20 protein-coding genes and 1 pseudogene are annotated in these 23708 nt (G+C 69.4%); 15 read left to right on the top strand and 6 right to left on the bottom strand.

From position 1 onward, the window contains the following. Positions 1-129 precede the first annotated feature (129 nt). Entirely contained in the window at positions 130-552 is a 423-nt protein-coding gene (locus tag SRB17_RS14795; protein WP_153538754.1) for an ATP-binding protein, read from the top strand. A 32-nt stretch (positions 553-584) separates the two neighbouring features. Next, the gene (locus tag SRB17_RS14790; RefSeq protein WP_153538752.1) at positions 585-1493 is read left to right on the top strand and encodes a hypothetical protein; all 909 of its coding nucleotides are present in this window, start codon (positions 585-587) and stop codon (positions 1491-1493) included. A 362-nt stretch (positions 1494-1855) separates the two neighbouring features. Here the strand turns inward: SRB17_RS14790 and SRB17_RS14785 are convergent, their stop codons facing one another. The 5 genes from SRB17_RS14785 to SRB17_RS14765 all read right to left on the bottom strand — a co-directional run bounded on the left by SRB17_RS14785 (position 1856) and on the right by SRB17_RS14765 (position 7958). Then, positions 1856-2899, bottom strand: coding sequence for an ABC transporter ATP-binding protein (locus SRB17_RS14785; RefSeq protein ID WP_153538750.1), 1044 nt, complete (start codon positions 2897-2899; stop codon positions 1856-1858). A 26-nt stretch (positions 2900-2925) separates the two neighbouring features. After that, positions 2926-3963, bottom strand: coding sequence for an ABC transporter ATP-binding protein (locus tag SRB17_RS14780; protein WP_323375539.1), 1038 nt, complete (start codon positions 3961-3963; stop codon positions 2926-2928). Between the two features lie 50 nt (positions 3964-4013). After that, positions 4014-4994, bottom strand: a complete 981-nt coding sequence (locus tag SRB17_RS14775; protein ID WP_153538748.1) for an ABC transporter permease — start codon at positions 4992-4994, stop codon at positions 4014-4016. A 98-nt stretch (positions 4995-5092) separates the two neighbouring features. Next, a complete protein-coding gene (locus tag SRB17_RS14770; RefSeq protein ID WP_153538746.1) occupies positions 5093-6850 on the bottom strand; it encodes an ABC transporter substrate-binding protein in 1758 nt (585 codons plus the stop codon). Between the two features lie 79 nt (positions 6851-6929). Beyond that, complete coding sequence (locus SRB17_RS14765) at positions 6930-7958, bottom strand: ABC transporter permease (protein WP_153538744.1); 1029 nt, start codon at positions 7956-7958, stop codon at positions 6930-6932. Between the two features lie 471 nt (positions 7959-8429). Between SRB17_RS14765 and SRB17_RS14760 the strand changes: the two genes are divergently transcribed. From SRB17_RS14760 to SRB17_RS14735, 6 genes are read left to right on the top strand one after another with little or no spacing between them, the layout of a single operon-like run. Beyond that, entirely contained in the window at positions 8430-10049 is a 1620-nt protein-coding gene (locus SRB17_RS14760) for a peptide ABC transporter substrate-binding protein (protein WP_153538742.1), read from the top strand. A gap of 5 nt (positions 10050-10054) precedes the next feature. Continuing rightward, a complete protein-coding gene (locus SRB17_RS14755) occupies positions 10055-10975 on the top strand; it encodes an ABC transporter permease (protein WP_153538739.1) in 921 nt (306 codons plus the stop codon). After that, the gene (locus SRB17_RS14750; protein WP_194294015.1) at positions 10968-11948 is read left to right on the top strand and encodes an ABC transporter permease; all 981 of its coding nucleotides are present in this window, start codon (positions 10968-10970) and stop codon (positions 11946-11948) included. The genes SRB17_RS14755 and SRB17_RS14750 overlap by 8 nt, the downstream gene beginning before the upstream one ends. 28 nt (positions 11949-11976) lie before the next feature. Next, positions 11977-12138, top strand: coding sequence for a hypothetical protein (locus tag SRB17_RS48485; RefSeq protein WP_416237065.1), 162 nt, complete (start codon positions 11977-11979; stop codon positions 12136-12138). A 23-nt stretch (positions 12139-12161) separates the two neighbouring features. Beyond that, the gene (locus SRB17_RS14740) at positions 12162-13154 is read left to right on the top strand and encodes an ABC transporter ATP-binding protein (RefSeq protein WP_323375809.1); all 993 of its coding nucleotides are present in this window, start codon (positions 12162-12164) and stop codon (positions 13152-13154) included. After that, positions 13129-14181 carry an ABC transporter ATP-binding protein gene (locus SRB17_RS14735; RefSeq protein WP_153538738.1) on the top strand — a complete coding sequence of 351 codons (1053 nt, stop codon included), beginning with the start codon at positions 13129-13131 and terminating at the stop codon, positions 14179-14181. The genes SRB17_RS14740 and SRB17_RS14735 overlap by 26 nt, the downstream gene beginning before the upstream one ends. Before the next feature lie 172 nt (positions 14182-14353). Here the strand turns inward: SRB17_RS14735 and SRB17_RS14730 are convergent, their stop codons facing one another. Beyond that, the gene (locus SRB17_RS14730) at positions 14354-16501 is read right to left on the bottom strand and encodes a prolyl oligopeptidase family serine peptidase (protein WP_153538736.1); all 2148 of its coding nucleotides are present in this window, start codon (positions 16499-16501) and stop codon (positions 14354-14356) included. A 164-nt stretch (positions 16502-16665) separates the two neighbouring features. On the opposite strand from SRB17_RS14730, the gene SRB17_RS14725 reads away from it, so the two are divergent. The 7 genes and pseudogenes from SRB17_RS14725 (at position 16666) to SRB17_RS14695 (ending at position 23704) form a co-directional block, all read left to right on the top strand. Continuing rightward, on the top strand, positions 16666-16860 hold the full coding sequence (locus tag SRB17_RS14725; RefSeq protein WP_194294050.1) for a hypothetical protein: 195 nt from the start codon (positions 16666-16668) through the stop codon (positions 16858-16860). A 682-nt stretch (positions 16861-17542) separates the two neighbouring features. Beyond that, positions 17543-18033: pseudogene (locus SRB17_RS46310) on the top strand (ATP-binding protein). Then, on the top strand, positions 18030-18887 hold the full coding sequence (gene mshB / locus SRB17_RS14715; protein WP_153538731.1) for an N-acetyl-1-D-myo-inositol-2-amino-2-deoxy-alpha-D-glucopyranoside deacetylase: 858 nt from the start codon (positions 18030-18032) through the stop codon (positions 18885-18887). Before SRB17_RS46310 ends, mshB begins: the two are co-directional and overlap by 4 nt. A gap of 14 nt (positions 18888-18901) precedes the next feature. Beyond that, positions 18902-19318 carry a DUF6113 family protein gene (locus tag SRB17_RS14710; protein WP_153539677.1) on the top strand — a complete coding sequence of 139 codons (417 nt, stop codon included), beginning with the start codon at positions 18902-18904 and terminating at the stop codon, positions 19316-19318. Between the two features lie 161 nt (positions 19319-19479). After that, positions 19480-21897: a hypothetical protein gene (locus SRB17_RS14705; protein ID WP_153538729.1), complete on the top strand. Its 2418-nt coding sequence runs from the start codon at positions 19480-19482 to the stop codon at positions 21895-21897. Positions 21898-22037: 140 nt separating this feature from the next. Continuing rightward, complete coding sequence (locus tag SRB17_RS14700; protein WP_194294014.1) at positions 22038-22967, top strand: ABC transporter ATP-binding protein; 930 nt, start codon at positions 22038-22040, stop codon at positions 22965-22967. Then, on the top strand, positions 22964-23704 hold the full coding sequence (locus SRB17_RS14695) for an ABC transporter permease (protein ID WP_153538725.1): 741 nt from the start codon (positions 22964-22966) through the stop codon (positions 23702-23704). The genes SRB17_RS14700 and SRB17_RS14695 overlap by 4 nt, the downstream gene beginning before the upstream one ends. Positions 23705-23708: the final 4 nt, after the last annotated feature.

Here is a 23708-nt window from a genome sequence, read left to right as displayed (position 1 = left end):
TAATTCTAAGGTTTACCGTCAGTGACGTACCGGATGCGCTACGGAAGCGCACCGCGTCGTCGTGCCGTGACGGCTGCGGCAATGCCACCGCGCGCGAAATCCCCACTCACTGTCCGGAGTTGATGACGCATGCCCGAAAACGAGCCCACCGAGTCCTGGGACTACACCCTCTACATTCCGAACGACGTCAGAGCGGTGACGGTGTGCCGCCGCACCCTGCGCCTGATCCTGACCCTGCATGGGCTGATCGGTCTGGTGGACACGGCGGAGCTGCTGGCGGCGGAGCTGGTGTCGAACGCGGTTCGGCACACGAAGGGGCCGGCGGCGCTGAGGGTGCGCCGGACCCCGGAGGGCACCGTGTGGATCGGGGCGTGGGACAGCGATCCCGCGCCGCCGGATCCGCCGCGTCCGCTGGAGCAGGTGACGGAGCTGGAGGAGGAGGGGAGGGGGCTGGGGTTGGTGAAGGCGTGCGCGCAGTACTGGGGGTGGCAGCCGACGGCGCGGTTCGGGGACCGGGGGAAGTTCGTGTGGTGCGAACTTGCGGCGGCCTAGCTCGTTGATCATCGCGATGGAAAGGAGAGCTGATGGTCGGCTCGTCGCATGAGGCGTTGCACCGGATCTTCCAGAAGGATCCGACGCTGCTGACGAAGGCGTTACAGAAGGTGCTGCGCGTGCCGTTCCCCGAGCCTCGGGAGATCGCGGCGCTGAACATCGACCTGACGGAGATCGAACCGGTCGAGCGCCGGGTGGACACGCTGCTGCGGGCGGAGACGGACGAGGGCACGTATCTGCTGGTGGTGGAGTCCCAGGGAAAGGTGGACGAGCGCAAGCGGGGCAGCTGGCCCTACTACCTGTCCTATTTGTACGAGAAGTACCGCTGCGAGCCGGTGCTCATCGTCATCACCCAGAGCAGCTCCACGGCGCGGTGGGCCGCGCGCCCGATCCGGCTCGGCTTTCCGGGCTGGGAGTCGCTGACGGTACGGCCGCTGGTGCTGGGCCCGGACAACGTGCCGGTGATCGCGGACGAGCGGCAGGCCGAGAAGGACGTCCCCCTTGCGGTGCTCTCGGCCATGACACACGGGCGTGGACCGCAGGCTGCGGCCATACTGGAGTCCCTGGCCGCCGCCCTGCGGACCATCGACCCCGACAGTGCCGCAGTCTTCGTGCAGTTCGTCGACTCCTGCCTGGCCGACCCCCAGGCGAAGCAGATGTGGAGGGATTTGATGACGGCGATCCAGTACTTCTGGCGACACCCCCTCGCCGAGCAGGTACGCGAGGAAGGCAGGGAACAAGGCCTGGAGCAGGGCCTGGAGCAAGGACGGATTCAGGATCGCCAGGAGATGACTCTCCGCATTCTCGAATGGCGCGGCATCCCGGTACCCGACCGTGCCCGCGAGCGAGTCATGGCGTGCACGGACCTGGCCCAGCTGGAGGTCTGGGCCCAGCGAGCCGTCCATGCCACGAACGCGGCGGAGTTGTTCACCGAGGAGTGAACGAGTAACCGTCGGGCCGCTCGCTTCTCGGGCCAGTGTCGTGCTTCCGCGAGGCGCGTCAAGGGCGCTGCGTTCCGCTGCGCTCCACTCCGCGTCGCCTTCGGCGATGGCCCTGCGGGCCACCCTTGACCCACCTCGCTCCAGCACAGGGAAGAAGCGAGCCCCCCCGCCGAGCGCCGCCCACCGGCCGCCCGGGGGTGTCGGAACTGTGGGAGCCGTACCAGGAACGGTCTGGGTAGGCCGAAGGCCCGCGTCTTGGGGAGACGCGGGCCTTCTTTCCCTGGAGCGGACGTTCAGGGGCTCGGGTCAATGGGCCGGTGAAAGTCCGTTCCGCGAAGGGGCGGCTGACGAAAAGGGGTGTGTCAGGCCGCCGCCTCGGGGTCTTTCGCGAGACGCGGAGCGGGAATCGCGTCCGCGGTCTCAGGATAGTGGCACGCGGTGAGGTGGCCCGGCTTGTTGCCCTCCACCTGCACCAGCGGCGGCGCCTCCGAGGCGCACTTCTCCGTCGCCTTCCAGCAGCGGGTGCGGAAGCGGCAGCCGGAGGGCGGGTTGATGGGGGAGGGCACGTCGCCGACCAGGCGGATGCGCTCGCGCGGCTCCGCGTCCACCGTGGCCTCGGGCACGGCGGAGAGCAGGGCCCGGGTGTAGGGGTGACGCGGGTTGCCGTACAGGTCGTCGCGGTCGGCGACCTCGACGATCTTGCCGAGGTACATGACCGCGACGCGCTGCGAGAAGTGCCGGACGATCGCGAGGTCGTGGGCGATGAAGACGAACGCGATGCCGAGTTCGTTCTGCACCTTCTGCAGCAGGTTCACGACCTGGGCCTGGATCGAGACGTCGAGCGCCGAGACCGGCTCGTCCGCGACGATCAGCTTCGGCTCCAGGGCCAGGGCCCGCGCCACGCCGATGCGCTGGCGCTGGCCGCCGGAGAACTCGTGCGGGAAGCGGTTGAAGTGCTCCGGGTTGAGACCGACGATCTCCAGGAGTTCGCGGACCCGGCGCTCGCGGCCGCCGGGCGGGTTGATGCCGTTGATCTCCATCGGCCCGGAGACGATCTTGCCGACCGTCTGCCGCGGGTTCAGCGAGGCGTACGGGTCCTGGAAGATCATCTGGATCTCGGAGCGGATCGGGGCCAGGTCCCTGCGGCCCGCGTGCGTGATGTCCTGCCCGCGGTAGGTGATCTTGCCGCCGGTCGGCTCCAGCAGGCGCGTGATCAGCCGGCCCGTGGTCGACTTGCCGCAGCCCGACTCACCGACGAGGCCCAGGCTCTCGCCCTCGGCGACCTGGAAGTCCAGCCCGTCCACGGCCTGCACCGCGCCCACCGTACGGCGGATCGGGAAGCCGCCCTTGATCGGGAAGTGCTTGGTGAGCCCGGAGACGTCCAGGAGGGGGTTCGTGTTGCTCATGGTCGTGAAGTCCCGTCTGCTGTCCGTCAGTGGTGCCGGGTTGCGGCGAAGTCGGCGAAGAGTTCCTGCTTCTGCTCCGCGGTGAGGTGGCAGGAGGAGCCCCGGCCGTCGATCACCTCGAGCCCCGGGCGCTCGGTCGAGCACAGGTCGCCGGCGACCTTCTCGGCGAACGTGCAGCGCGGGTGGAAGCGGCAGCCGGAGGGCGGGTTGAGCAGCGAGGGCGGGGAGCCGGGGATCGGCGTCAGCGGCACGTCCACGGGACCGTCCAGGCTGGGCATCGAGTTCAGCAGGCCCAGCGTGTAGGGGTGGTCCGGGGTGCTCAGCACCTGCTTCTTGGTGCCGCGCTCCACGCACCGGCCGCCGTACATCACCAGCACGTCGTCGGCGATGTCGGCGATGACACCCAGGTCGTGCGTGATGAAGATGATCGCGGTGCCGAACTCCTGCTGGAGGTCCTTCAGCAGGTCCATGATCTGGGCCTGCACCGTCACGTCCAGGGCCGTGGTGGGCTCGTCGGCGATCAGCAGCTCGGGGTCGCAGACCAGCGCCATCGCGATCATCGCTCGCTGGCGCATACCGCCGGAGAACTGGTGCGGGTAGTCGTCCACGCGGGTGTCGGGCTGGGGGATGCCGACGCGGCGCAGCATCTCGATCGCGCGGTCCCGGGCCTCCTTCTTGGAGGCGCCGGTGTGCTTGCGGTACGTCTCGGCGATCTGCGTGCCGACCGTGTGGTACGGCGACAGGGAGGCCAGCGCGTCCTGGAAGATCATGGACATCTTGTTGCCGCGCAGCTGCTCCAGCTCCCTCTCGGAGGCGGTGAGCAGGTCCTTGCCGTCGAGCAGGATCTCGCCCTCGATCGCCGTGCGCGCGGCGTCGTGCAGGCCCAGGATCGTCAGGTTGGTGACCGACTTGCCGGAACCCGACTCGCCCACGATGCCGAGTGTCTGGCCCTTGGCCAGGTCGAAGCTGAGACCGTCGACGGCCTTGACGATGCCGTCCTCGGTGGAGAAGTGGACCTTCAGGTCCTTGATCGAGAGGAACGGCTGCTGATCGGTGCTCGTCACGGGGACGCTCCTGAGGGGGGTGATGCGAGGGGTCGGGGATGGGGCGGAGGTCAGGCGAGCCGGATCCGCGGGTCGATGAGGGCGTAGACGGCGTCCACGATGATGTTGAAGATCACGATCGCACCGGCGGACAGCACGGTCACGCCCAGCACCATCGGCAGGTCGCTCTTGCTGACGGCGTCCAGCGCGAGCCGGCCGACGCCCTGGAGGCTGAAGACCTGCTCGGTGATGATCGCGCCGCCGATGAGCGTGGCGAGGTCGATGCCGAAGATGGTGACGATGGGTCCCATCGCACCGCGCCAGGCGAACCGGAAGAAGACGGTGCGGCGGGACAGTCCCTTGGCCCGGGCCGTGCGGACGTAGTCCTCGTTGAGCGTCTCGACCAGCTGGGAGCGGGACATACGGGTGTAGTTGGCGGTGAAGATGATCGCCAGCACCAGCCAGGGCAGGAGCAGCCCGGAGGCCCACTGGACGGGGTTGTCGGTGATGGGGGTGTACGACGGGTTGTCCAGGATGCCGAGCTTGGCGACGAAGAAGTACATCGCGATGTAGCCGACGAAGTAGATCTGCAGCGAGGAGGCGATCAGCGAGCCCGAACTGGCCAGCTTGTCCTGCCACTTGCCCTGCTTGACCGCGGCGATCATGCCGGTGCCGACACCGAGGACGAGGAAGACCACGGCCGAGCCGAAAGCGAGCGAGAGGGTCAGCGGGAGCCGGTTCATGATCGTGCCCAGGATCGGCTGCCGGTTGGCGAACGAGTAGCCGAGGCAGGGGGCGTTGCAGTTGCCGAAGTCGCCGTAGCTGCGTCCGACGAAGATGCCCTTGAGCCAGTACCAGTACTGGACCGGGACCGGATGGTCGATGCCCAGGTTGTGCCGGACCTGCTTGAGCATGTCGGGCGTGCAGTTCCTGCCGCACGACATCATGGCGGGGTCACGCGGGATGGCGTAGAAGAGCCAGAAAGTGACGGCGCTGATGATCAACAGGATGACCAGGGCGCCGAGAACTCGGCGGACAAGGAAGCGGAGCATGGGGCGTGACTTTCCGGACGGGGCGCCGTCGCCGGGATAGGGGGGTGGGCCGGAGGGGGCGGCCAGGTCGTGGCCGCCCCCGGAGGGTCGTTACGCGCTTACTTCTTCACGTACAGCTTGCAGAGCGCGACGCAGGTGTTGCCGGCGTCGTACACGACGTTGCCGACCTTGGAGCCGTGCATCCAGTTGCGGATCTTGTTGTAGTCCGGCACGCAGGCCGCCAGCTCCATGATCTGGCGGTCGACGTTGCCCCAGGCCTTGTTGGCCGCGCTGACGTCCGTGAGCGCGGCTGCGGCGTCGATCGCCTTGTTGACGCTCGGGTCGTTCAGCTGGGCGTAGTTGCTGCGGCCGTCGCCGATGTTCTTGCCGCTCCAGCAGGGGTAGAAGACCGAGTAGCCGTTCGGCCAGTCCGGGCTCCAGCCGGCCGCGAACAGGTCGTAGCCGTTGTCGATCTTGCCGATCTGGGTGTAGAAGGTCGACTTGTCGACCTGCTTGTTGACGACCTGGAAGCCGGCCGCCTCCAGCGCGTTCTTGATGGCGACGGCCATCTTCACCGAGGTGTCGGACTGCTGGTACGCGATGACCAGCTTCTGGCCGACCTTGCCGGCCTCCTTCAGCAGGGCCTTCGCCTTGGCCGGGTCGCCACCGGGCTTCGTGGTCGCCTCGTACAGGTCGAACTTCTCGTAGCCGGGGGTGACCGGGCTCATGATGGTGCTGGCGATCACACTGGAGGCCGGGCCGCCGTTGATGGTCTGGATCTGCTGGTGCGGCCAGGCGTAGTTGATCGCCTGACGGACCTTGACGTCCTTGATGCGGGTCGTGTTGATCGGCCAGTAGTAGGTGACCGTGTCGACCTGCGTGAGGACGCGCTGCTTGAGCGTGGCGTTCGTCATGACCTGGGCCATGCGCTCGGGGGCGACCTCGTTGAACACCGACACGGCGTACTGGTCGTTGCCCTTGTCCGCGACGTAGCGGTCGGTGGAGGCGACCAGCTCGAAGCCGAAGGAGAAGACGTACTGGTCCGGGTAGGCGTTGCGGATGGAGTCCGTCTTCGGGTCCCAGTGCTCGTTGCGCACGTAGGTCAGCGACTTGCCGATGTCACGGCTGCCGATCTTGTACGGGCCGAGCGCGAAGGGGTGCTTGTCGTACTTCTCCTTGGTGTCCTGCTTCTTGTTCACAAGACCGTAGCCCGGCATGGCGAGCGTGTAGTTGAAGTCGGAGCGCGGCTCGGTGAGGTGGAAGGTGATCGTCTTGCCGGAGATCTCGATCGAGGCAAGCTTCTTGCCGTCGTACGGGCCCTTGTACTTGTCGCCGCCGACCAGCCACTGCTGGACGTAGCGCGGACCCTCGGTGACGAAGGAGGCGAAGAGGCGCTCGAACGTGTGGCGGACGTCGTCCATGGAGAGGTCGGAACCGTCCTCCCACTTGATGCCGTCCTTGATCGTGAACGACCAGGTCTTGCCGCCGTTCTTCATGGTGCCGGCGTCCGTGGCGACGTCACCGACGAGCGTGCAGCCGCCCTTGTCGTCGACCTTGTAGCCGGTCAGGCCACGCAGGATCGGGCGGGTGATGGCGCCCTCGGTCGCGACGTAGATCTGGGCCGGGTCCAGGTGGTCCATGTCGAACTGGTCGAGGCCGTAGATCGTCCCGCCCTTGACCGCGCCCGGAACCTCGGGGGCCGGACCGGTGGAGTCCGCCTTGGTGCCGACCGGGATGTTCATGGTCTTGGCCTTGGCGACCGACGGGATGCTGTTGTCGGTCGACTTCTTGCTACCGCTGCTGCAGGCGCTCAGCACGGTCGTGGAGGCCGCGGCCACACCGGTGGCGATCAGGAAGTTTCTACGAGAAAAGGACATGCTGAGCCTGCCTAGAGAGGTCGATTCGAACGGTCGGAGCCAGCCGGACGTCATCGAGCCGGGCCGGTGGAAGGGGGTGCTACCGCTTGGACTTGGGGTCGAGCGCGTCGCGTACCGAGTCGCCGAGCAGGTTGAAGGCGACGACGAAGATCACCATGGCGATGCCCGGGAAGAGCATGAAGGTGATGTCCTCGGAGTAGAACTGGGCGCCTCGGGCGATCATGACGCCCCAGTCCGGGGTCGGGTCGATCATGCCGACGCCGAGGAAGGAGAGCCCGGCCTCGGTGGTCACGAGGGTCGGGAGCAGCAGGGTGGACTGGATGATGATCGGCGTCCACAGGTTCGGCAGCAGCTCCTTGAACACGATGCGCATCGGGGACGCGCCCGTGATCTTGGCCGCCTCGACGAACTCGCGCTCTCGCAGGGCCAGGACCTGACCACGCAGCAGACGCGCGATGGTGGCCCAGCCAAACGTGGTCAGCACCACGATCAGCGCGGTGGCGCGCAGCCAGGTCGGGATGTTGTCGTCGGGGGCGACGAAGATCCCGTAGACGACCGGCATGAACGCGATGAAGAACAGGGTGGAGGGGAACGACAGCAGGATGTCGATGACCCGGCCGACGAGGTAGTCGGTCTTGCCGCCCAGGTAGCCCGCGGTGATACCGACCACGACACCGATGACCACGGTGAGGGTCGTGGCGGCCACGGCGATGCCCAGGGAGGTCCGGATGCCGTACAGCAGGAAGGTGAAGACGTCCCGGCCGAGCTGGGGCTCGATGCCGAACCAGAACTGGGAGCTCATGCCGCCGTTCGGGCCCGCCGGGTACGCGAACGCGTCGAGCAGGCTCGGGTCCTGGCTCGCGTACGTCGTGTACGGGTTCTTGCCGTACAGCTTGGCTATCAGCGGCGCCGCGATCGCGATCACGAAGAAGAAGATCACGACATACGCGGATATAACACCCGTCTTGTCGCGCTTGAAGCGCTTCCAGGCGAGCCGCCCCGGAGAGCGGCTCTCGCTGCCCTTCGGACCGCTGGAAGTGGTCGACTTCGCCACGGTCTCGTCGGTCACCTCAAGCGGGGCAGCCGGGGATGGAGTTGGGGGGGTCATGGTGCTCCTGGCCCAAGGGAGGGTCTGATGACTCCGCAGGGCGCTCCCCTACGGGCTACGCCGGACTTTTTCAACGCAATTCATGCAGGGTCAATAAATTCTCGCCCGCCTTGGTTGCGTCTTTACTTTCTTTACTCGTACTTGGGCATTCCGTAGCTACGCGGGTAGCGTGCCGTGATCAATCCGTGCTTCACATCGGACTAATTGGACTATTCAGGCAATGAGTTCGATATGCGGACGGTGGTGTGTCGAAATGCGTACATCGACGCGTCACAATCCAACGTTTCCGCATCGTTGTCCGAAGATCTATTGCGTTCCCTCGCAAGATCGTCCGCTCGTTCCCGGCGGCTGCCCGCATTCGGCTGACGTGTCCCGCCAACGGCCCCCTCAATCCGACGATGGGCGTGCGGCATGTGATCGTATGAACCGATATTGGCCGGTATCGGACCTGCACTCGCGGAGGAGGCAGCCATGCGGGGTGTCACGCACGCCCGATGGGCCGCCTGTGTGATCGCCGCCGGGCTGCTGGCCACCGCGTGCGGGGACGCCGGCGGCTTCGGCGGTGCCGGGGTGCTGACCTCCTCCTGGGGCGACCCGCAGAACCCGCTGGAGCCCGCCAACACCAACGAGGTGCAGGGCGGCAAGGTCCTCGACATGATCTTCCGGGGGCTGAAGAAGTACGACCCGAGGACCGGCAAGGCGCAGAACTGGCTCGCCGCGTCCATCGACACCAGGGACTCGCAGAACTACACGATCAAGCTGAAGGACGGCTGGACCTTCTCCGACGGCGAGAAGGTGACCGCCCGCTCCTTCGTGGACGCCTGGAACTACGGGGCGAGCCTGAAGAACAACCAGAAGGACGCCTACTTCTTCGCCTACATCGACGGGTACGACAAGGTCCACCCCGACACCGGCGCCCAGACCGCCGACACCCTGTCCGGACTCGAGGTCACCGGCCCGCTGACCTTCACCGTCCGGCTCAACCAGAAGTTCTCCAGCTTCCCCGACACCCTCGGCTACGCGGCCTTCGCCCCGCTGCCCCGCACCTTCTTCACCGACCACGCGGCCTGGCTGAAGAAGCCGGTCGGCAACGGTCCCTACCGGATCGAGTCGTATGCCAGGGGCTCGGCGATGAACCTGAGGAAGTGGGACGGCTACCCCGGCCCCGACAAGGCCCGGAACGCCGGGGTGACCCTGCTGGTGTACACCGACAACAACACCGCCTACACCGATGTCCTGGCCGGCAACCTCGATCTGGTCGACGACGTGCCCTCCACCCAGCTCAAGAACGTCGAGACCGACCTGAACGGCCGCTACATCAACACCCCGGCCGGCATCCTGCAGACCCTCGCCTTCCCGTACTACGCCCCGAAGTGGAACACCCCCGGGGCACGGAAGGTCCGCACCGGCCTGTCCATGGCGATCAACCGCAAGCAGATCACCGAGACCATCTTCCGGAACACCCGCACCCCCGCCACCGACTGGACCTCCCCGGTGCTCGGCGCGGCCGGCGGCTACAAGCCCGGGCTGTGCGGCCACGCCTGCGACTACGACCCCGCGCAGGCCAAGAAGCTCATCCAGGAGGGCGGCGGGATCCCCGGCGGCCAGCTGAAGATCACCTACAACGCGGACACCGGCTCGCACAAGCAGTGGGTGGACGCCGTGTGCAACTCCGTCAACAACGCCCTCGGCAACGACAAGGCCTGCGTGGGCAACCCGGTCGGCACCTTCGCCGACTTCCGCAACCAGATCGGGCAGCACAAGATGACCGGCCCCTTCCGGGCCGGCTGGCAGATGGACTACCCGTTGATCCAGAACTTCCTGCAGCCGCTGTACTACACGGGCGCCTCCTCCAACGACGGCAAGTGGTCCAACAGGCAGTTCGACCGGCTCGTCGACCGGGCCAACGCCGAGACCGGGCAGGCCGCGGCCGTCCGGCTGTTCCAGCAGGCCGAGGAGGTCGTCCGGGACAACATGGCGGCCATCCCGCTCTGGTACCAGAACGGCAGCGCCGGCTACACCGCCCGGCTCTCGAACGTGGCGCTCAACCCCTTCAGCGTGCCGGTCTACAACGAGATCAAGGTGGGCTGAGCGGCATGGGGCGCTATGTGGCGCGGCGGCTGCTCCAGATGATCCCCGTGTTCATCGGGTCCACCCTGCTGATCTTCCTCATGGTCAACGTGATGGGCGACCCCATCGCCGGCCTGTGCGGCGAGCGGGCCTGCGATCCGGCGACGGCCGCCCAGCTCAAGCGGGAGTTCGGCTTGGACAAGCCGCTCTGGCAGCAGTACGCGACCTACATGGGCCATCTCTTCACCGGCGACTTCGGCACCGCCTTCAACGGCCAGAAGGTCACCGAGCTGATGGGAACGGCGTTCCCCGTCACCATCCGGCTCACGATCGTCGCCATCCTCTTCGAGATCGTCGTCGGCGTGACGCTGGGCGTGCTCACGGGCATGCGGCGCGGCCGGCCCGTCGACACCGGGGTGCTGGTGGCCACCCTGGTGGTGATCTCCGTGCCCACCTTCGTCACCGGTCTGCTGCTCCAGCTGCTGCTCGGCATCAAGTGGCAGTGGATCAGCCCGTCCGTGCGCTACGGCAGCTACGACGAGCTGATCGTGCCCGGCCTGGTCCTCGCGTCCGTCTCCCTCGCCTACGTCACCCGGCTGACCCGCACCTCCATCGCGGAGAACAAGCGGGCCGACTACGTCCGTACGGCCATCGCCAAGGGCCTGCCCCGACGCCGGGTCGTCATCCGTCATCTGCTGCGCAACTCGCTGATCCCCGTGGTCACCTTCATCGGTGCCGACATCGGTGCGCTGATGGGGGGCGCGATCGTCACCGAGCGGATCTTCAACATCCACGGCGTCGGCTTCCAGCTCTACCAGGGCATCGTGCGCCAGAACACCCAGACGGTCGTCGGCTTCGTGACGGTCCTCGTCCTGGTCTTCCTCGTCGCCAACCTCCTCGTCGACCTCCTGTACGCCGTACTCGACCCGAGGATCCGCTATGCCTGAACAGCCGTACGAGCCCGAGGGCGCGATCGCCGGGACCGGCATGGGGGGCGCGATGGACCTGGGTGCGAGCGAGGCGGCCACCCTGGAGCGCACGCCCGGCGGCCCGGAGGGCACGGGCCCGGCGGGCAGGCCGCGCTCTCTCTGGTCCGACGCCTGGCGGGACCTGCGCCGCAACCCGGTCTTCCTGATCTCCGCCGTGGTGATCCTCTTCCTCGTCTTCATCTCCGTCTGGCCCTCGGCGATCGCCTCCGGCAGCCCCCTGAAGTGCGACCTCGCCAAGGCCCAGGACGGCCCGGGCCCTGGCGCGCCCTTCGGGTACGACGGCCAGGGCTGCAACGTCTACACGCGTACCGTGTACGGCGCCCGTACCTCCGTCACGGTGGGCGTGCTGGCGACGCTCGGAGTGGCCGTCCTCGGGTCGGTCCTGGGGGCCCTGGCGGGGTACTTCGGCGGCGTCTGGGACTCGTTCCTGTCCCGGATCACCGACATCTTCTTCGCCATCCCGGTGGTCCTCGGCGGTCTGGTCCTGCTGTCGGTGGTCACCAGCAACACGGTCTGGCCGGTGATCGGCTTCATGGTGCTGCTCGGCTGGCCGCAGATCGGCCGCATCGCCCGCGGCTCGGTCATCACCGCCAAGCAGAACGACTACGTCCAGGCCGCCCGCGCCCTCGGCGCCTCCGACTCCCGCATCCTGCTGCGCCACATCACCCCGAACGCCGTGGCCCCGGTGATCGTGGTGGCGACCATCGCGCTGGGCACCTACATCGCGCTGGAGGCGACCCTGTCGTACCTCGGCGTGGGGCTGAAGCCGCCCAGCGTCTCCTGGGGCATCGACATCTCCGCCGCCTCCCCCTACATCCGCAACGCCCCCCACGCCCTCCTGTGGCCCTCGGGCGCCCTGGCCCTCACGGTGCTCGCCTTCATCATGCTCGGCGACGCGGTCCGCGACGCCCTCGATCCGAAGTTGAGGTGACGGTGGCGTGTGGTCGGAGGTGTGGGTTGTGGCTGCGGGGTTCGGGTCGGGTGGCGGGATGTTCGGGTGGTCCGGCGGCGGGTGGGGCGCCTTGCTGTGGCGTTCGGGCGCTCTGGCCGTCCTCACGGTGCTCGCCTTCATCATGCTCGGCGACGCGGTCCGCGACGCCCTCGATCCGAAGTTGAGGTGACGGTCGTGCGAGGTGAGGGTGGCGTGCTGCTCGAAGTGCGGGATCTGTGCGTGGAGTTCCGGACCCGGGACGGGGTCGCGCATGCCGTCAACGGGGTGAGTTACGAGGTGGACGCGGGGGAGACCCTGGCCGTGCTCGGCGAGTCGGGGTCGGGCAAGTCCGTGACCGCGCAGGCCGTGATGGGGATCCTCGACATGCCGCCAGGCAGGATCACCGGCGGACAGATCCTCTTCCAAGGGAAGGATCTGCTGAAGCTCAAAGAGGAGGAGCGGCGCAAGATCAGGGGCGCCGGCATGGCGATGATCTTCCAGGACGCCCTGTCGGCGCTGAACCCGGTGCTCTCCGTGGGGGACCAGCTCGGCGAGATGTTCGTCGTGCACCGCGGGATGTCGAGGAAGCACGCGCGCGGCAGGGCCGTCGAGCTGATGGAGCGGGTGCGCATCCCGGGCGCCGCCCAGCGCGTGCGCGACTACCCCCACCAGTTCTCCGGCGGTATGCGCCAGCGCATCATGATCGCCATGGCGCTGGCCCTGGAACCCGCGCTGATCATCGCCGACGAGCCCACCACCGCCCTCGACGTCACCGTGCAGGCCCAGGTCATGGAACTGCTCGCGGAGTTGCAGCGCGAGTACCACATGGGGCTCATTCTCATCACCCATGACCTGGGGGTCGTCGCGGACGTCGCCGACCGGATCGCGGTCATGTACGCCGGGAAGATCGTCGAGTCCGCGCCCGTACGCGACATCTACAAGGCGCCCGCCCACCCCTACACCCGCGGCCTGCTGGACTCCATCCCGCGCCTGGACCAGAAGGGACAGCAGCTGTACGCCATCAAGGGCCTGCCGCCGAACCTGGTGCACATCCCGCCGGGCTGCTCCTTCCACCCCCGCTGCCCCATGGCCAGGGACGTCTGCCGCACCGACGAACCCCCGCTGTACGAGGTCTCCGGTACCCGCGGCAGCGCCTGCCACTTCTGGAGGGAGTGCCTCGATGACCGCGGCAACCCCGACGACTGAGCCGATCCTCGAAGTGACCGGGCTCGTCAAGCACTACCCGCTGACCCGGGGCATCCTGTTCAAGAAGCAGATCGGCGCCGTGAAGGCCGTCGACGGCGTCGACTTCACCCTTGCCAAGGGCGAAACCCTGGGCATTGTCGGCGAGTCGGGCTGCGGCAAGTCCACGGTCGCGAAGATGCTCTGCAACCTGGAACGGCCGACGTCCGGCTCCATCAGGTTCAAGGGCGAGGACATCACCCAGCTGTCCGGAAAGGCCCTGAAAGCCGTACGCCGCAACATCCAGATGGTCTTCCAGGACCCGTACACCTCCCTCAACCCCCGGATGACGGTCGGCGACATCATCGGGGAGCCGTACGACATCCACCCCGAGGTCGCGCCCAAGGGCGACCGCCGCCGCAGGGTCCAGGAGCTGCTGGACGTGGTCGGTCTCGACCCGGAGTACGTCAACCGCTATCCGCACCAGTTCTCCGGCGGCCAGCGCCAACGCATCGGCATCGCACGGGCGTTGGCACTGCGCCCGGAGGTGATCGTCGCCGATGAACCGGTCTCCGCGCTCGACGTCTCGATCCAGGCCCAGGTGATCAACCTCCTGGACGGCCTGCAGTCGGAGTTCGACCTCTCCTACGTCTTCATCGCGCACGACCTGTCCATCGTCCGGCACATCTCCGACCGGGTGGGGGTGATGTACCTCGGGCGGATCGTGGAGATCGGCCGGGACGCCGAGATCTACGACCACCCCACGCACCCCTACACCCAGGCCCTGCTCTCGGCGGTCCCGGTGCCGAATCCCGAGGTACGGGAACAGCGCGAGCGGATCATCCTCAGCGGAGACGTGCCGTCGCCGACGAACATCCCCTCCGGCTGCCGCTTCCGCACCCGCTGCTGGAAGGCGCAGGAGCGCTGCGCCCGGGAGGTGCCGGCCCTCGCGGTCCCGGCCGTCTTCCGGGACACCTCCGGCCCGGCGGCCCACGCCTCGGCCTGTCACTTCGCGGAGGAGAAGCACGTGGTTCCGGCGGAGGAGCCGTAGGGGGGCGGAGGGCGGAGGAGCCGCAGGAGTACGGGGTACGGCAGCGGGCCGGGGTGACATGCGCACCCCGGCCCGCTCACGGCACCCGCACGGCCGTACGCGGATCAGCCTCCCGCGTTCGTATATCGGCACCGCTTCCGTGAAGTTGCCTGCGTGTTAACCCAGTTGCCGGTCATTTTCCCTGGTCGCCCAGCGCACGCCGGAGGAAGTCCAGCTGGAGCAGCAGCAGGTTCTCCGCGACCGTCTCCTGCGGGGTCATGTGCGTCACCCCGGACAGCGGCAGCACCTCGTGCGGGCGGCCGGCGGCGAGCAGGGCGGAGGACAGCCGCAGGGAATGGGCGACGACGACGTTGTCATCCGCAAGCCCGTGAATGATCATCATCGGGCGGTGCGGCTCGGCGGGGTCGACCAGTCCCGCGTCGTCGACGAGCGAGTTGCGGCGGTAGACCTCGGGCTGCTCGTCCGGGAGGCCGAGGTAGCGCTCCTGGTAGTGGGTGTCGTACAGCCGCAGATCGGTGACCGGGGCGCCGACGACCGCCGCGTGGAAGACGTCCGGCCGGCGCAGCACCGCCAGTGCGGCCAGATAGCCGCCGAAGGACCACCCTCGGACGGCCACCCGGCCCAGGTCCAGCGGGAACTCCCCGGCGAGTGCCTGCAGCGCGTCCACCTGATCCTGGAGCACGACGGCCGCCAGTTCGTCCCGGACCGCCTTCTCCCAGGCCGGCGAGTGCCCCGGAGTGCCCCGCCCGTCCGCCACGACAACCGCGAACCCCTGGTCGGCGAACCACTGGGAGGTGAGGTGGGCGTTGTGCGCGGCGAGCACCCGCTGGCCGTGCGGGCCGCCGTAGGGGTCCATGAGGACCGGCAGGGGAGTGTCACCGTGGTAGTCCCGTGGCATAAGCACGGCGCACGGGATTCGACGTGCGCCCCCCTGGGTGAGGGTCACGCGGGGGGACAGACCGGGACTTTCGGCGTACGAGCGGACAGTCGCCGCCTGTTTTCCGTCACGCAGCACCTGGACACGGGAGCCCGGAGTGTCGGGTGCCGCGGACACCAGCACGGTCACACCGCCGGAGCGCACCGCCGAGTGGACCCCGGGCCCCTGCGACACGCGCTCCACGCCCAGCTCGTTCACCCGGTACACATGGACCTCGCCGATCTCCGGCGCCGGCGCCTCCGGGCCCGCCGAGGCGGAGACCAGCACGTCGTCGTCGCCCACGTCCAGCACCGCTCGGATGTGCAACTGGGCGCTGGTCAAGGGCCGTTCGCCGACCGTCAGGACCCGTGCGCCGCCCTCGTCCGCGATCCGGACGAGCTGCCCGGACGGGCTCCAGCAGGGCACTCCAGGGAAAAGTTCCAGCCAACTTGGATCTTCGTCCGCGTGCACCATCCGGGTGGCCCCCGTGTCCGGGTCCACCGCCAGGAACAGCTGGCTGCGCTGGTCCCGCGCCTGCACCAGCACCAGCGGCGCACCCGCCGCTGACCAGTGCACACGGGCCAGATACGGATAGCGGGACCGGTCCCACGCGACCTCCGTGCGCTCGCCGTCGAGCCCGACCACGAACAGCCGCACGTCCGCGTTGGCCGTGCCGGCGGCCGGGTACGCCACGTCGTGTGGCTCACGCTCCGGGTGGGCCGGATCGGCGATCCACCACCGTCGCACCGGCGTGTCGTCCACACGCGCCACGAGCAGCCGGCGCCCGTCCGGAGCCCACCAGAACCCCCGCGAACGGTCCATCTCCTCGGCCGCGACGAACTCCGCGAGCCCGTAGGTGACCCGCCCCGGTCCGTCCGTGGACTCCGGCTCGGCGAGCACCCGGTCGCCCTCGCCCTCGGCGCCTACGACGCGCAGCGCGCCCTGCGCGACGTACGCGATGTGCCGGCCGTCGGGGGAGGGGCGAGGGTCGATCACCGGTCCCGGGACCCGGAGTTCACGCGCCGTACCGGCCCGCAGCTCGGCGACGAAAAGCCGCCCTGACAAGGCGAAAGACGCCAACTCCAGGGCGGTGTCCGTGGCGTAGCCGACAATCCCCGCGCCCCCCTCCCGGCTGCGCTCGCGGCGTGCCCGCTCCTCGGCGGAGAGCTCTTCGAAGGCGCCGCCGAGGAGGGCGCCGGGATCGGCCGCCGTGCGCTCCGCGCCCTCCGGAAGGTCCATGACCCACAGGGAGTTGGCCCGGTCGGTGCCGGAGCCGGAGCGCAGGAACGCGACACGCGCACCGTCGGGTGCCACTGTGAACGCACGCGGCGCGCCGAGCGTGAACCGCTGCGTTCGGGCGTACCGACGGGGGAAGGAGTCAGACTCGGTCGTCTCGGTCGTCATACCCCGACCATATTGGCCATGCGCCCCCTTGTGCGGCCGTGCGCCGAGCGATGCGCGAGCACGGATAGTTATGATCACTACCGCTGTGTGGGTATGAACCTGCTGGCGTCCGCATGGATTTGCTCAACTGATCTAGATCTCACGATCTTTGGAGGTGAGCCGCCGTGGCACTCTCGATTTCGGCGGTGGTGCTGCTGGCGATCATCGTCTTCCTGCTGATCAAGAAGTCAGGGCTGAAGGGCGGCCATGCGGTGGTCTGCGTCCTGCTCGGCTTCTATCTCGCCTCCTCGACCGTCGCCCCCACGATCAGCCAGTTGACGACCAACGTCGCCAGCATGATCAGCAGCATCAAGTTCTGAAAGCTCTGGGGTAAGTCCGGCGGGCGTCACGGTGTTCTGCTGCGCGCACGCCGACACGTGGCCGTTGGGCCGCTCGCTTCTCGGCGATTGTCGGGCTTCCGCGAGGTGCGTCAAGGGCGCTCCCGTTCCGCTCCGCTCCACTCCCGCGTCGCCTTCGGCGATGGCCCTCGGGGCCACCCTTGACCCACCTCACTCCAGCCCGGTGAAGAAGCGAGCGAGCGGCCCGGAAGAGCGGTGGCCCTGCCCGGTACCGGGCCCTCAGGGCGCTGCCTCGGCACCGTCGGCTGCGGGGGCGCGGTCGCGCCCGCGCCTCGCAGGCAGGGGGGCGGCACGCCGGGTGGGTTCGGCCTCGACTCGGAGCCATGAGGTAGGCCCAAGGCCCCATCGGCATGACCCTGACTCCAGTGATTGGAACTGATTGGAAGATTTGGGCCACTGCCCCGCCAGAAAGCAGCGGGTCAGACGAGTAACTATGCGGCCGAGGTGGCCCAAATCTGCCAATCACGTATCCGGCTGTGACGGATGAGGCCCATGGGGTCTCCGGGACGCCGCCGCGCCCTGGTGGGTCAAGGGTGGCCCGGAGAGCCATCGCCGAAGGCGACGCGCAGCGCCCTTGAGGCACCTCGCGGAAGCAGAGAGGGCGCCTGAGCACGGATTGTGCGTGCCGTACCGCAGCTCAAGGATGCGCAGATGTTTGGGCTCGGAGATCGGCTGGCTGTTGAACATCGCCGAGTCCCAAGCCGAGTCCCAACTCGCCACCGGAACCCCCCACTTCACCGCCCTGCTCTCCTCCACCCCACGCGGCGCCCGGCTGGCCGGGCTGCTCGCGGCGGACCAGTTCCGGAGCGGGGGGTTCCGCGCCGACCCCGCGACGCTCGTCGTGGCCGAGCCGGCGGCCAACGCCGTCACCCGCGGTCGCCTGCCCGGCCGTAGCTTCCGCCTCGCGCTCCACGTGACCGGCCGTACCCTGCGCATCGAGGTCAGCGACACGCGCGGTGACCGCGGGCCCAGGCGCGGGGCGCGCTCGGCGAGTCCGGCCGTGGCCTGCTGCTCCTGGACGCGCTCGAGGATCGCTGGGACGTCGCCGAGGGCCGGTTCCCGCGCAAGACGATCCGGGCCGAACTGGACCTTCCGGGCGACCGGGGTCCCGAGCCTCGTAGGGTGGTCCCATGACGGACTTCCCCGCCCGGCGTCTTCTCCTGGTGCACGCGCACCCGGACGACGAGTCGATCAACAACGGCGCCACCATGGCCAGGTACGCGGCCGAGGGAGCGCATGTGACCCTGGTCACCTGCACCCTCGGGGAGCGGGGCGAGGTCATCCCGCCGGAACTGCGGCATCTGGCGGGACCCGCCCTGGGCGCGCACCGGCGCGGGGAGCTGGCCGCCGCCGTGGGCGCGCTGGGCGTGACGGATGCCCGGCTGCTCGGCGGCGCGGGGCGGTACGGCGACTCCGGGATGATGGGCATCGCGGACAATGACGACCCCGGGTGCTTCTGGCAGGCCGACGTGGACGAGGCCGCCGGGCAGCTGGCCGAGGTGATCCTGGAAGTCCGGCCCCAGGTCCTCGTGACGTACGACGACAACGGCGGATACGGCCACCCGGACCACGTCCAGGCCCATCGCGTCGCCATGCGCGCCGTCGAGCTGGCGGACGAGCGCGGGCACCGGATCGACAAGGTGTACTGGAACCGCGTCCCGCGCTCCGTCGTCGAGGCCGCCTTCGACCGGCTCCAGGACGAGCTGGCCGTACTGCCCTTCGAGAAGAGCGCCGGCGTGGCCGACGTGCCCGGCGTGGTCGACGACGAGCGGGTCACCACGGCCGTCGACGGCACCGCCTTCGCCGCCGCCAAGGCCGCCGCGATGCGCGCCCACGTCACCCAGATCGAGGTGGCCGAGCCCTACTTCGCGCTCTCCAACGAGCTGGCCCAGCCGCTGTTCACCACCGAGTACTACGAGTTGGTGCGCGGCGAGGGCCGGCCCGGGGAGACCGACCTGTTCGCGGGTATCGAGGAGGCGGCGGCATGAGCATCAGCGGCGGCATGAGCAACAACCGGCCGGGCTCGGCGCTCGCCCAGCCGCTGCAGCGCCCCTCCGCCGGGCGGATCGCCGCCTATGTCGGCCTCTTCCTGTTCGGCGCCGTCATCGGTCTCGCCGGGGCCCTCGTCCAGGCCGCCTGGTTCCCCGGCGGGCTGCTGCTGGCCCTCGCGGGCGCGGCCGGGCTGTTCCTCGGCGGGGCGTACGCCACGGGCGGCCGGGGTGGGGCGGTCGCACCGGTGGCGGGCTGGATCGTCACCGTCATCCTGCTCACCACCTCGCGCCCCGAGGGCGACTTCCTGTTCGGCGCGGGACTCGGCTCCTATCTCTTCCTGCTCGGCGGCATGGCCCTCGCTGTGATCTGCGCCACCCTTGGCGCCGGGCGGCAACCCCGGGGTGGTCCCGCCCGACTTGGCAAGTGACGTACCACTTCGCCGTGCGGCGCAGGTGCGAGTCCGGTGTGGGTTTCCTCTGCGGTCATGGGATACACGCCAGAAGTGGCCAGTATGGTGGTGCGCGCCGCCGAGCCGCCCGAGCTAGCTGAGGTCGTAACGGGCGGCGAAGCCAACTGGGAGAACCTGCCTTGAGTCGTGAAACTGACACTCCGTCCTCCGGGCCCGACGGGCGCAGCGGAGCCGCATACCCCTCCGGTACGCCGCCGTACGGGACCCCCATGGCTTCCGACGACGGTACGGACGCCGGCCGTTCGGCCACGCGGCCGGAGGAGAAGAAGACCGAGACCACGCTGACCACCCGGATCCGCATCAACATCCCCGGGTCCCGGCCCATCCCGCCGGTCGTCGTGCGCAAGCCCGTCGGGGACACCGACGGTGCCGGGGACGATGCGCCCGCCCGCGACACGCGGCCCGCGGCCGACCGGACGGCCCCCTCCGCCGCCGAGTCCCCCGCCGAACCCGGAGTCCCGGCCGAGGAGAAGACCAGCGACTGGTTCGCGCCCCGCAAGTCCTCCCCCGGCAAGGCCGGTCCGGGCGGCGGCGGCACGAACGGGGCCGGAACGTCCGGCGGTTCCACCACCGCCCCCGGTGCGCCGGGCACCCGTCCGGGTGGTCCCGGAGCGTCCGGTACGTCCGGTACCACCGGCGCACGCCCGGGTGGCCGCCCCGGCGGTGTGGTCGGCGCCATGAGCGTCCCGGGCGGCACCCGCTCCGGCAGCACCAACGGCAAGGGCCTGCCCGGCGCCACCGGCGGCCCCGTCGCCCCCGGACACGGCGGCGGCACCGGCTCCTTCGACGTGACCGAGGCGCTGAACGCGGGCCCGCTGGCGGGCGGCTCCCGCCCCGGCGCGGCCGGCGGCGAGCGCCGCCGCGACGACCTGCCGTACTTCGCGGAGAACGGCGGCCAGGACGACTTCGGCGGCACGGGCAGCGCGGGTTCGGGCGCGGCCGGTGCCGGCGGGCACGACGGCTTCGGCGACACGCCGGGTGCGAACGGCCAGAACGGCTTCCCCGGGACCCCCGGCGCCCCTGGTGCGAACGGACTCGGCGGACTCGGCGGCCCCGGTGGTCCCAGCGGCTTCAACGGCCCGCACGGCCACGGCGGTCCCGGTGGCCCGCAGGGCCCGGCCGGCCCCACCGGCGGCCCGGTCACCGGCGACGGCCACCTCGTCCCGCCGGCCGGTGAACCCTTCGACAGCCTGTCCGGGACGGGCGGCTACGACCTCCCCGGCGGGCAGGCTTCGCAGCCTCGCAGCGCCCTCGCCGACATCGCCGACCTCGAAGGGCCCGCCGGCCCCGGCCGCCCGGGCGGTGGCCCCGGCGCTCCGGTCGCCGGCCCCGGCCCCACCGGTCTCGGCCCGGGCGGCGGGCTCAGCGACGACACCGCGATCCTCACCCCGCAGAAACCGGCCCCCGAACCGGGCACGCCCGGCTACCGTCCGGCCGACAACGTCTCCGGACACACCGTCTCCAGCGGCATCCCGGTCGTCCCCGGCGCCGGCAACTCCCCGTTCGGCGGCACGCCCGGCGGCGATACGGCCACGCAGCCGCAGTCCGGGCAGGCACCGGCCCCCGCGCGCAAGGCGCAGGCCAAGCCGAAGAAGAAGGGCCGCAGCAAGCTGGTGCTGCTCGGCGTCGGCGTGGTCGTCGTCGCGGGCGGTGCGTACGGCGCCGGACTGCTGATGAACCACACCGACGTGCCCAAGGGCACCACGGTCCTCGGCGTGGACATCGGCGGCGGCACCCGTGACGACGCCGTCAAGAAGCTCGACGACGCCTTCGGCAGCCGGGTGAACAAGCCGCTGAAGCTGTCCGTGGGCGGCAGGACGGTCACCCTCACGCCGGAGAACGCCGGTCTCCAGTTCGACTTCCCGGCCACCGTGAGCAAGGCCGCGACCAGCGACTACAACCCGGTCCACGTCATCGGCTCGCTCTTCGGGCAGAAGCGGGTGATCGAGCCCGAGATGCCGGTGGACGAGGAGAAGCTCCAGGCGGCCCTCCAGCAGGCGGGCGGCGGCTCCGGCTCGGTCGTCGAGGGCGGCATCGACTTCAAGCCGGGCAAGGCGGTCGCCGTCTACGGCAAGGCGGGCAAGGCCATCGACGCCGCCCAGTCCACCCAGGCGGTCGAACAGGCCTACCGCACCCTGGTGGAGACGGGCACGCCGACCCCGGTCACCGTCCCGACGACCACCAAGCAGCCGACGGTGTCGAACGCGGCGGTCGACCAGGAGATGAAGGAGTTCGCCGAGCCGGCGATGTCGGGCAACGTCACCGTGAAGACGGACGCCGCCCACTTCATCGCGTTCAGCCCGCGGAACTCCCTGTGGAAGTTCCTCAAGGTGAAGGCCGTGGACGGCAAGCTCGTCGACAGCCCCGACCTGAACGTGCTCAAGGGGCTCTACGGCAAGACCTTCGACGGCGTCCTCATCACCCGCGGCAACGGCAGCAAGACGCCCGTCACCCCGCAGGACGTCTACGCCGCCCTCCGCCAGGCCCTGATCAGCAGCACCAACCGGGTCGCGGTCATCTCCACCAACCCCAGTTAGCACGGCGACACGGCAGGGGGCGCCCACCGCCGGGCGCCCCCTTCGCCATGCCCGTCACCCGATCCGTATGACATCTGTCATCCGGCACTCAGGACCCCCGACACTGCCCCGCACCCGCCGCCGCCGCGAGCATGGATGCCATGACGACAACTGCGGCACCGGCCACCACCACCCCGGTGGTCGGCTTCGACCAGGTGACCAAGACGTACGGGAGCGTGAAGGCCGTCGACGGGCTCTCGCTCCGGCTGTACCCGGGCGAGACCGTCGCCCTCCTCGGCCCGAACGGGGCCGGCAAGTCCACCACCCTCGACCTGCTGCTCGGCCTCAAGCAGGCCGACGGCGGCACGGTGAGCCTGTTCGGCGGCACCCCCCGTGACGCGATCGTCGCCGGGCGGGTGGGGGCCATGCTGCAGAGCGGCGGCCTGATGGACGAGGTCACCGTCGAGGAACTGGTCAAGCTGGGCTGCTCGCTGCACCCGAAGCCGTACAAGGCCGCGGACGTCATGGCCCGCGCGGGCATCACGCAGATCGCCGACCGCAAGGTCAACAAGCTCTCCGGCGGCCAGGCCCAGCGCGTCCGCTTCGCCCTCGCCACCGCCGGTGACAGCGATCTGATCATCCTGGACGAGCCGACCACCGGCATGGACGTCTCCGCCCGCCAGGCCTTCTGGGCCACCATGCGCGAGCAGGCCGACCAGGGCCGTACCGTCCTCTTCGCCACCCACTACCTCGAAGAGGCCGACGCCATCGCGGACCGCGTGCTCGTACTGCACCGCGGCCGGCTGCTCGCCGACGGCACCGCCGCCGAGATCAAGGCCAAGGCGGGCGCCCGCCGGGTCGCCTTCGACCTGGAGGGCGAGATCGACGAGGCCGCCCTGCGCGCCCTGCCGTTCCTGACCTCGATCGACGTATCGGGCCAGACCGTCCGCATCCAGTCGTCCGACGCCGACGCCACCGTGCACGCCCTGTACGGCCTCGGTGTCTTCCCCCGCAACCTCGAAGTCGCCGGTCTCGGTCTGGAGCAGGCCTTCGTCGCCATCACGGAGGCCGAGGAGGCCAAGCAGTCATGAACGCCCTGATCAAGCTCGAACTGGCCCGTGCCCTGCGCAACAGGAAGTTCCTGTTCTTCTCGGTGCTCTACCCCTCGATCCTGTTCCTGATCTTCTCCAGCAGCTCCGGCTCCACCTCCAAGGTCGACGGCACCGGCCTGACCGTCGCCACCTACCTGATGGTCTCCATGGCCTCCTTCGGCGCCCTGACGGCCGTCCTGATGGGCAACAGCGAGCGCATCGCCAAGGAGCGCGAGAACGGCTGGGTACGGCAGCTGCGGCTGACCCCGCTGCCCGGGCGCGGCTACGTCCTCGCCAAGACCGCCAGCGCCGCCGTGGTGAGCCTGCCGTCGATCATCGTGGTGTTCGTCGCCGCCGCCGCGATCAAGCACGTCCACCTGGACGCCTGGCAGTGGCTGGCCCTCACCGGGGTCATCTGGGCCGGCAGCCTCGTCTTCGCCGCGCTCGGCGTCGCCATCGGCTACGTCGCCTCCGGTGACGCGGTCCGCCCGATCACGATGATCATCTACTTCGGTCTGTCGATCCTCGGCGGCCTGTGGATGCCGTCCACCACCTTCCCGAAGACCCTTCAGGACATCGCGAAGTGGCTGCCCACGCACGCGTACGCTGCACTGGGACGGGCCATCGAACAGAGCCAGGCGCCGAGTGCGACGGACATCGCCATCCTCGCCGTCTACTTCGTCCTCTTCGCGGGCGGCGCGGCCTGGCTGTACCGGAAGGACACGCTGAAGGCGTGAGCAT

Origin of the sequence: Streptomyces sp. RB17, assembly GCF_009604455.1 — a bacterium.
GTDB lineage: Bacteria > Actinomycetota > Actinomycetes > Streptomycetales > Streptomycetaceae > Streptomyces.
The sequence above is the reverse complement of the archived record's forward strand: the minus strand, read 5'-3'. Positions and strand labels throughout refer to the sequence as shown.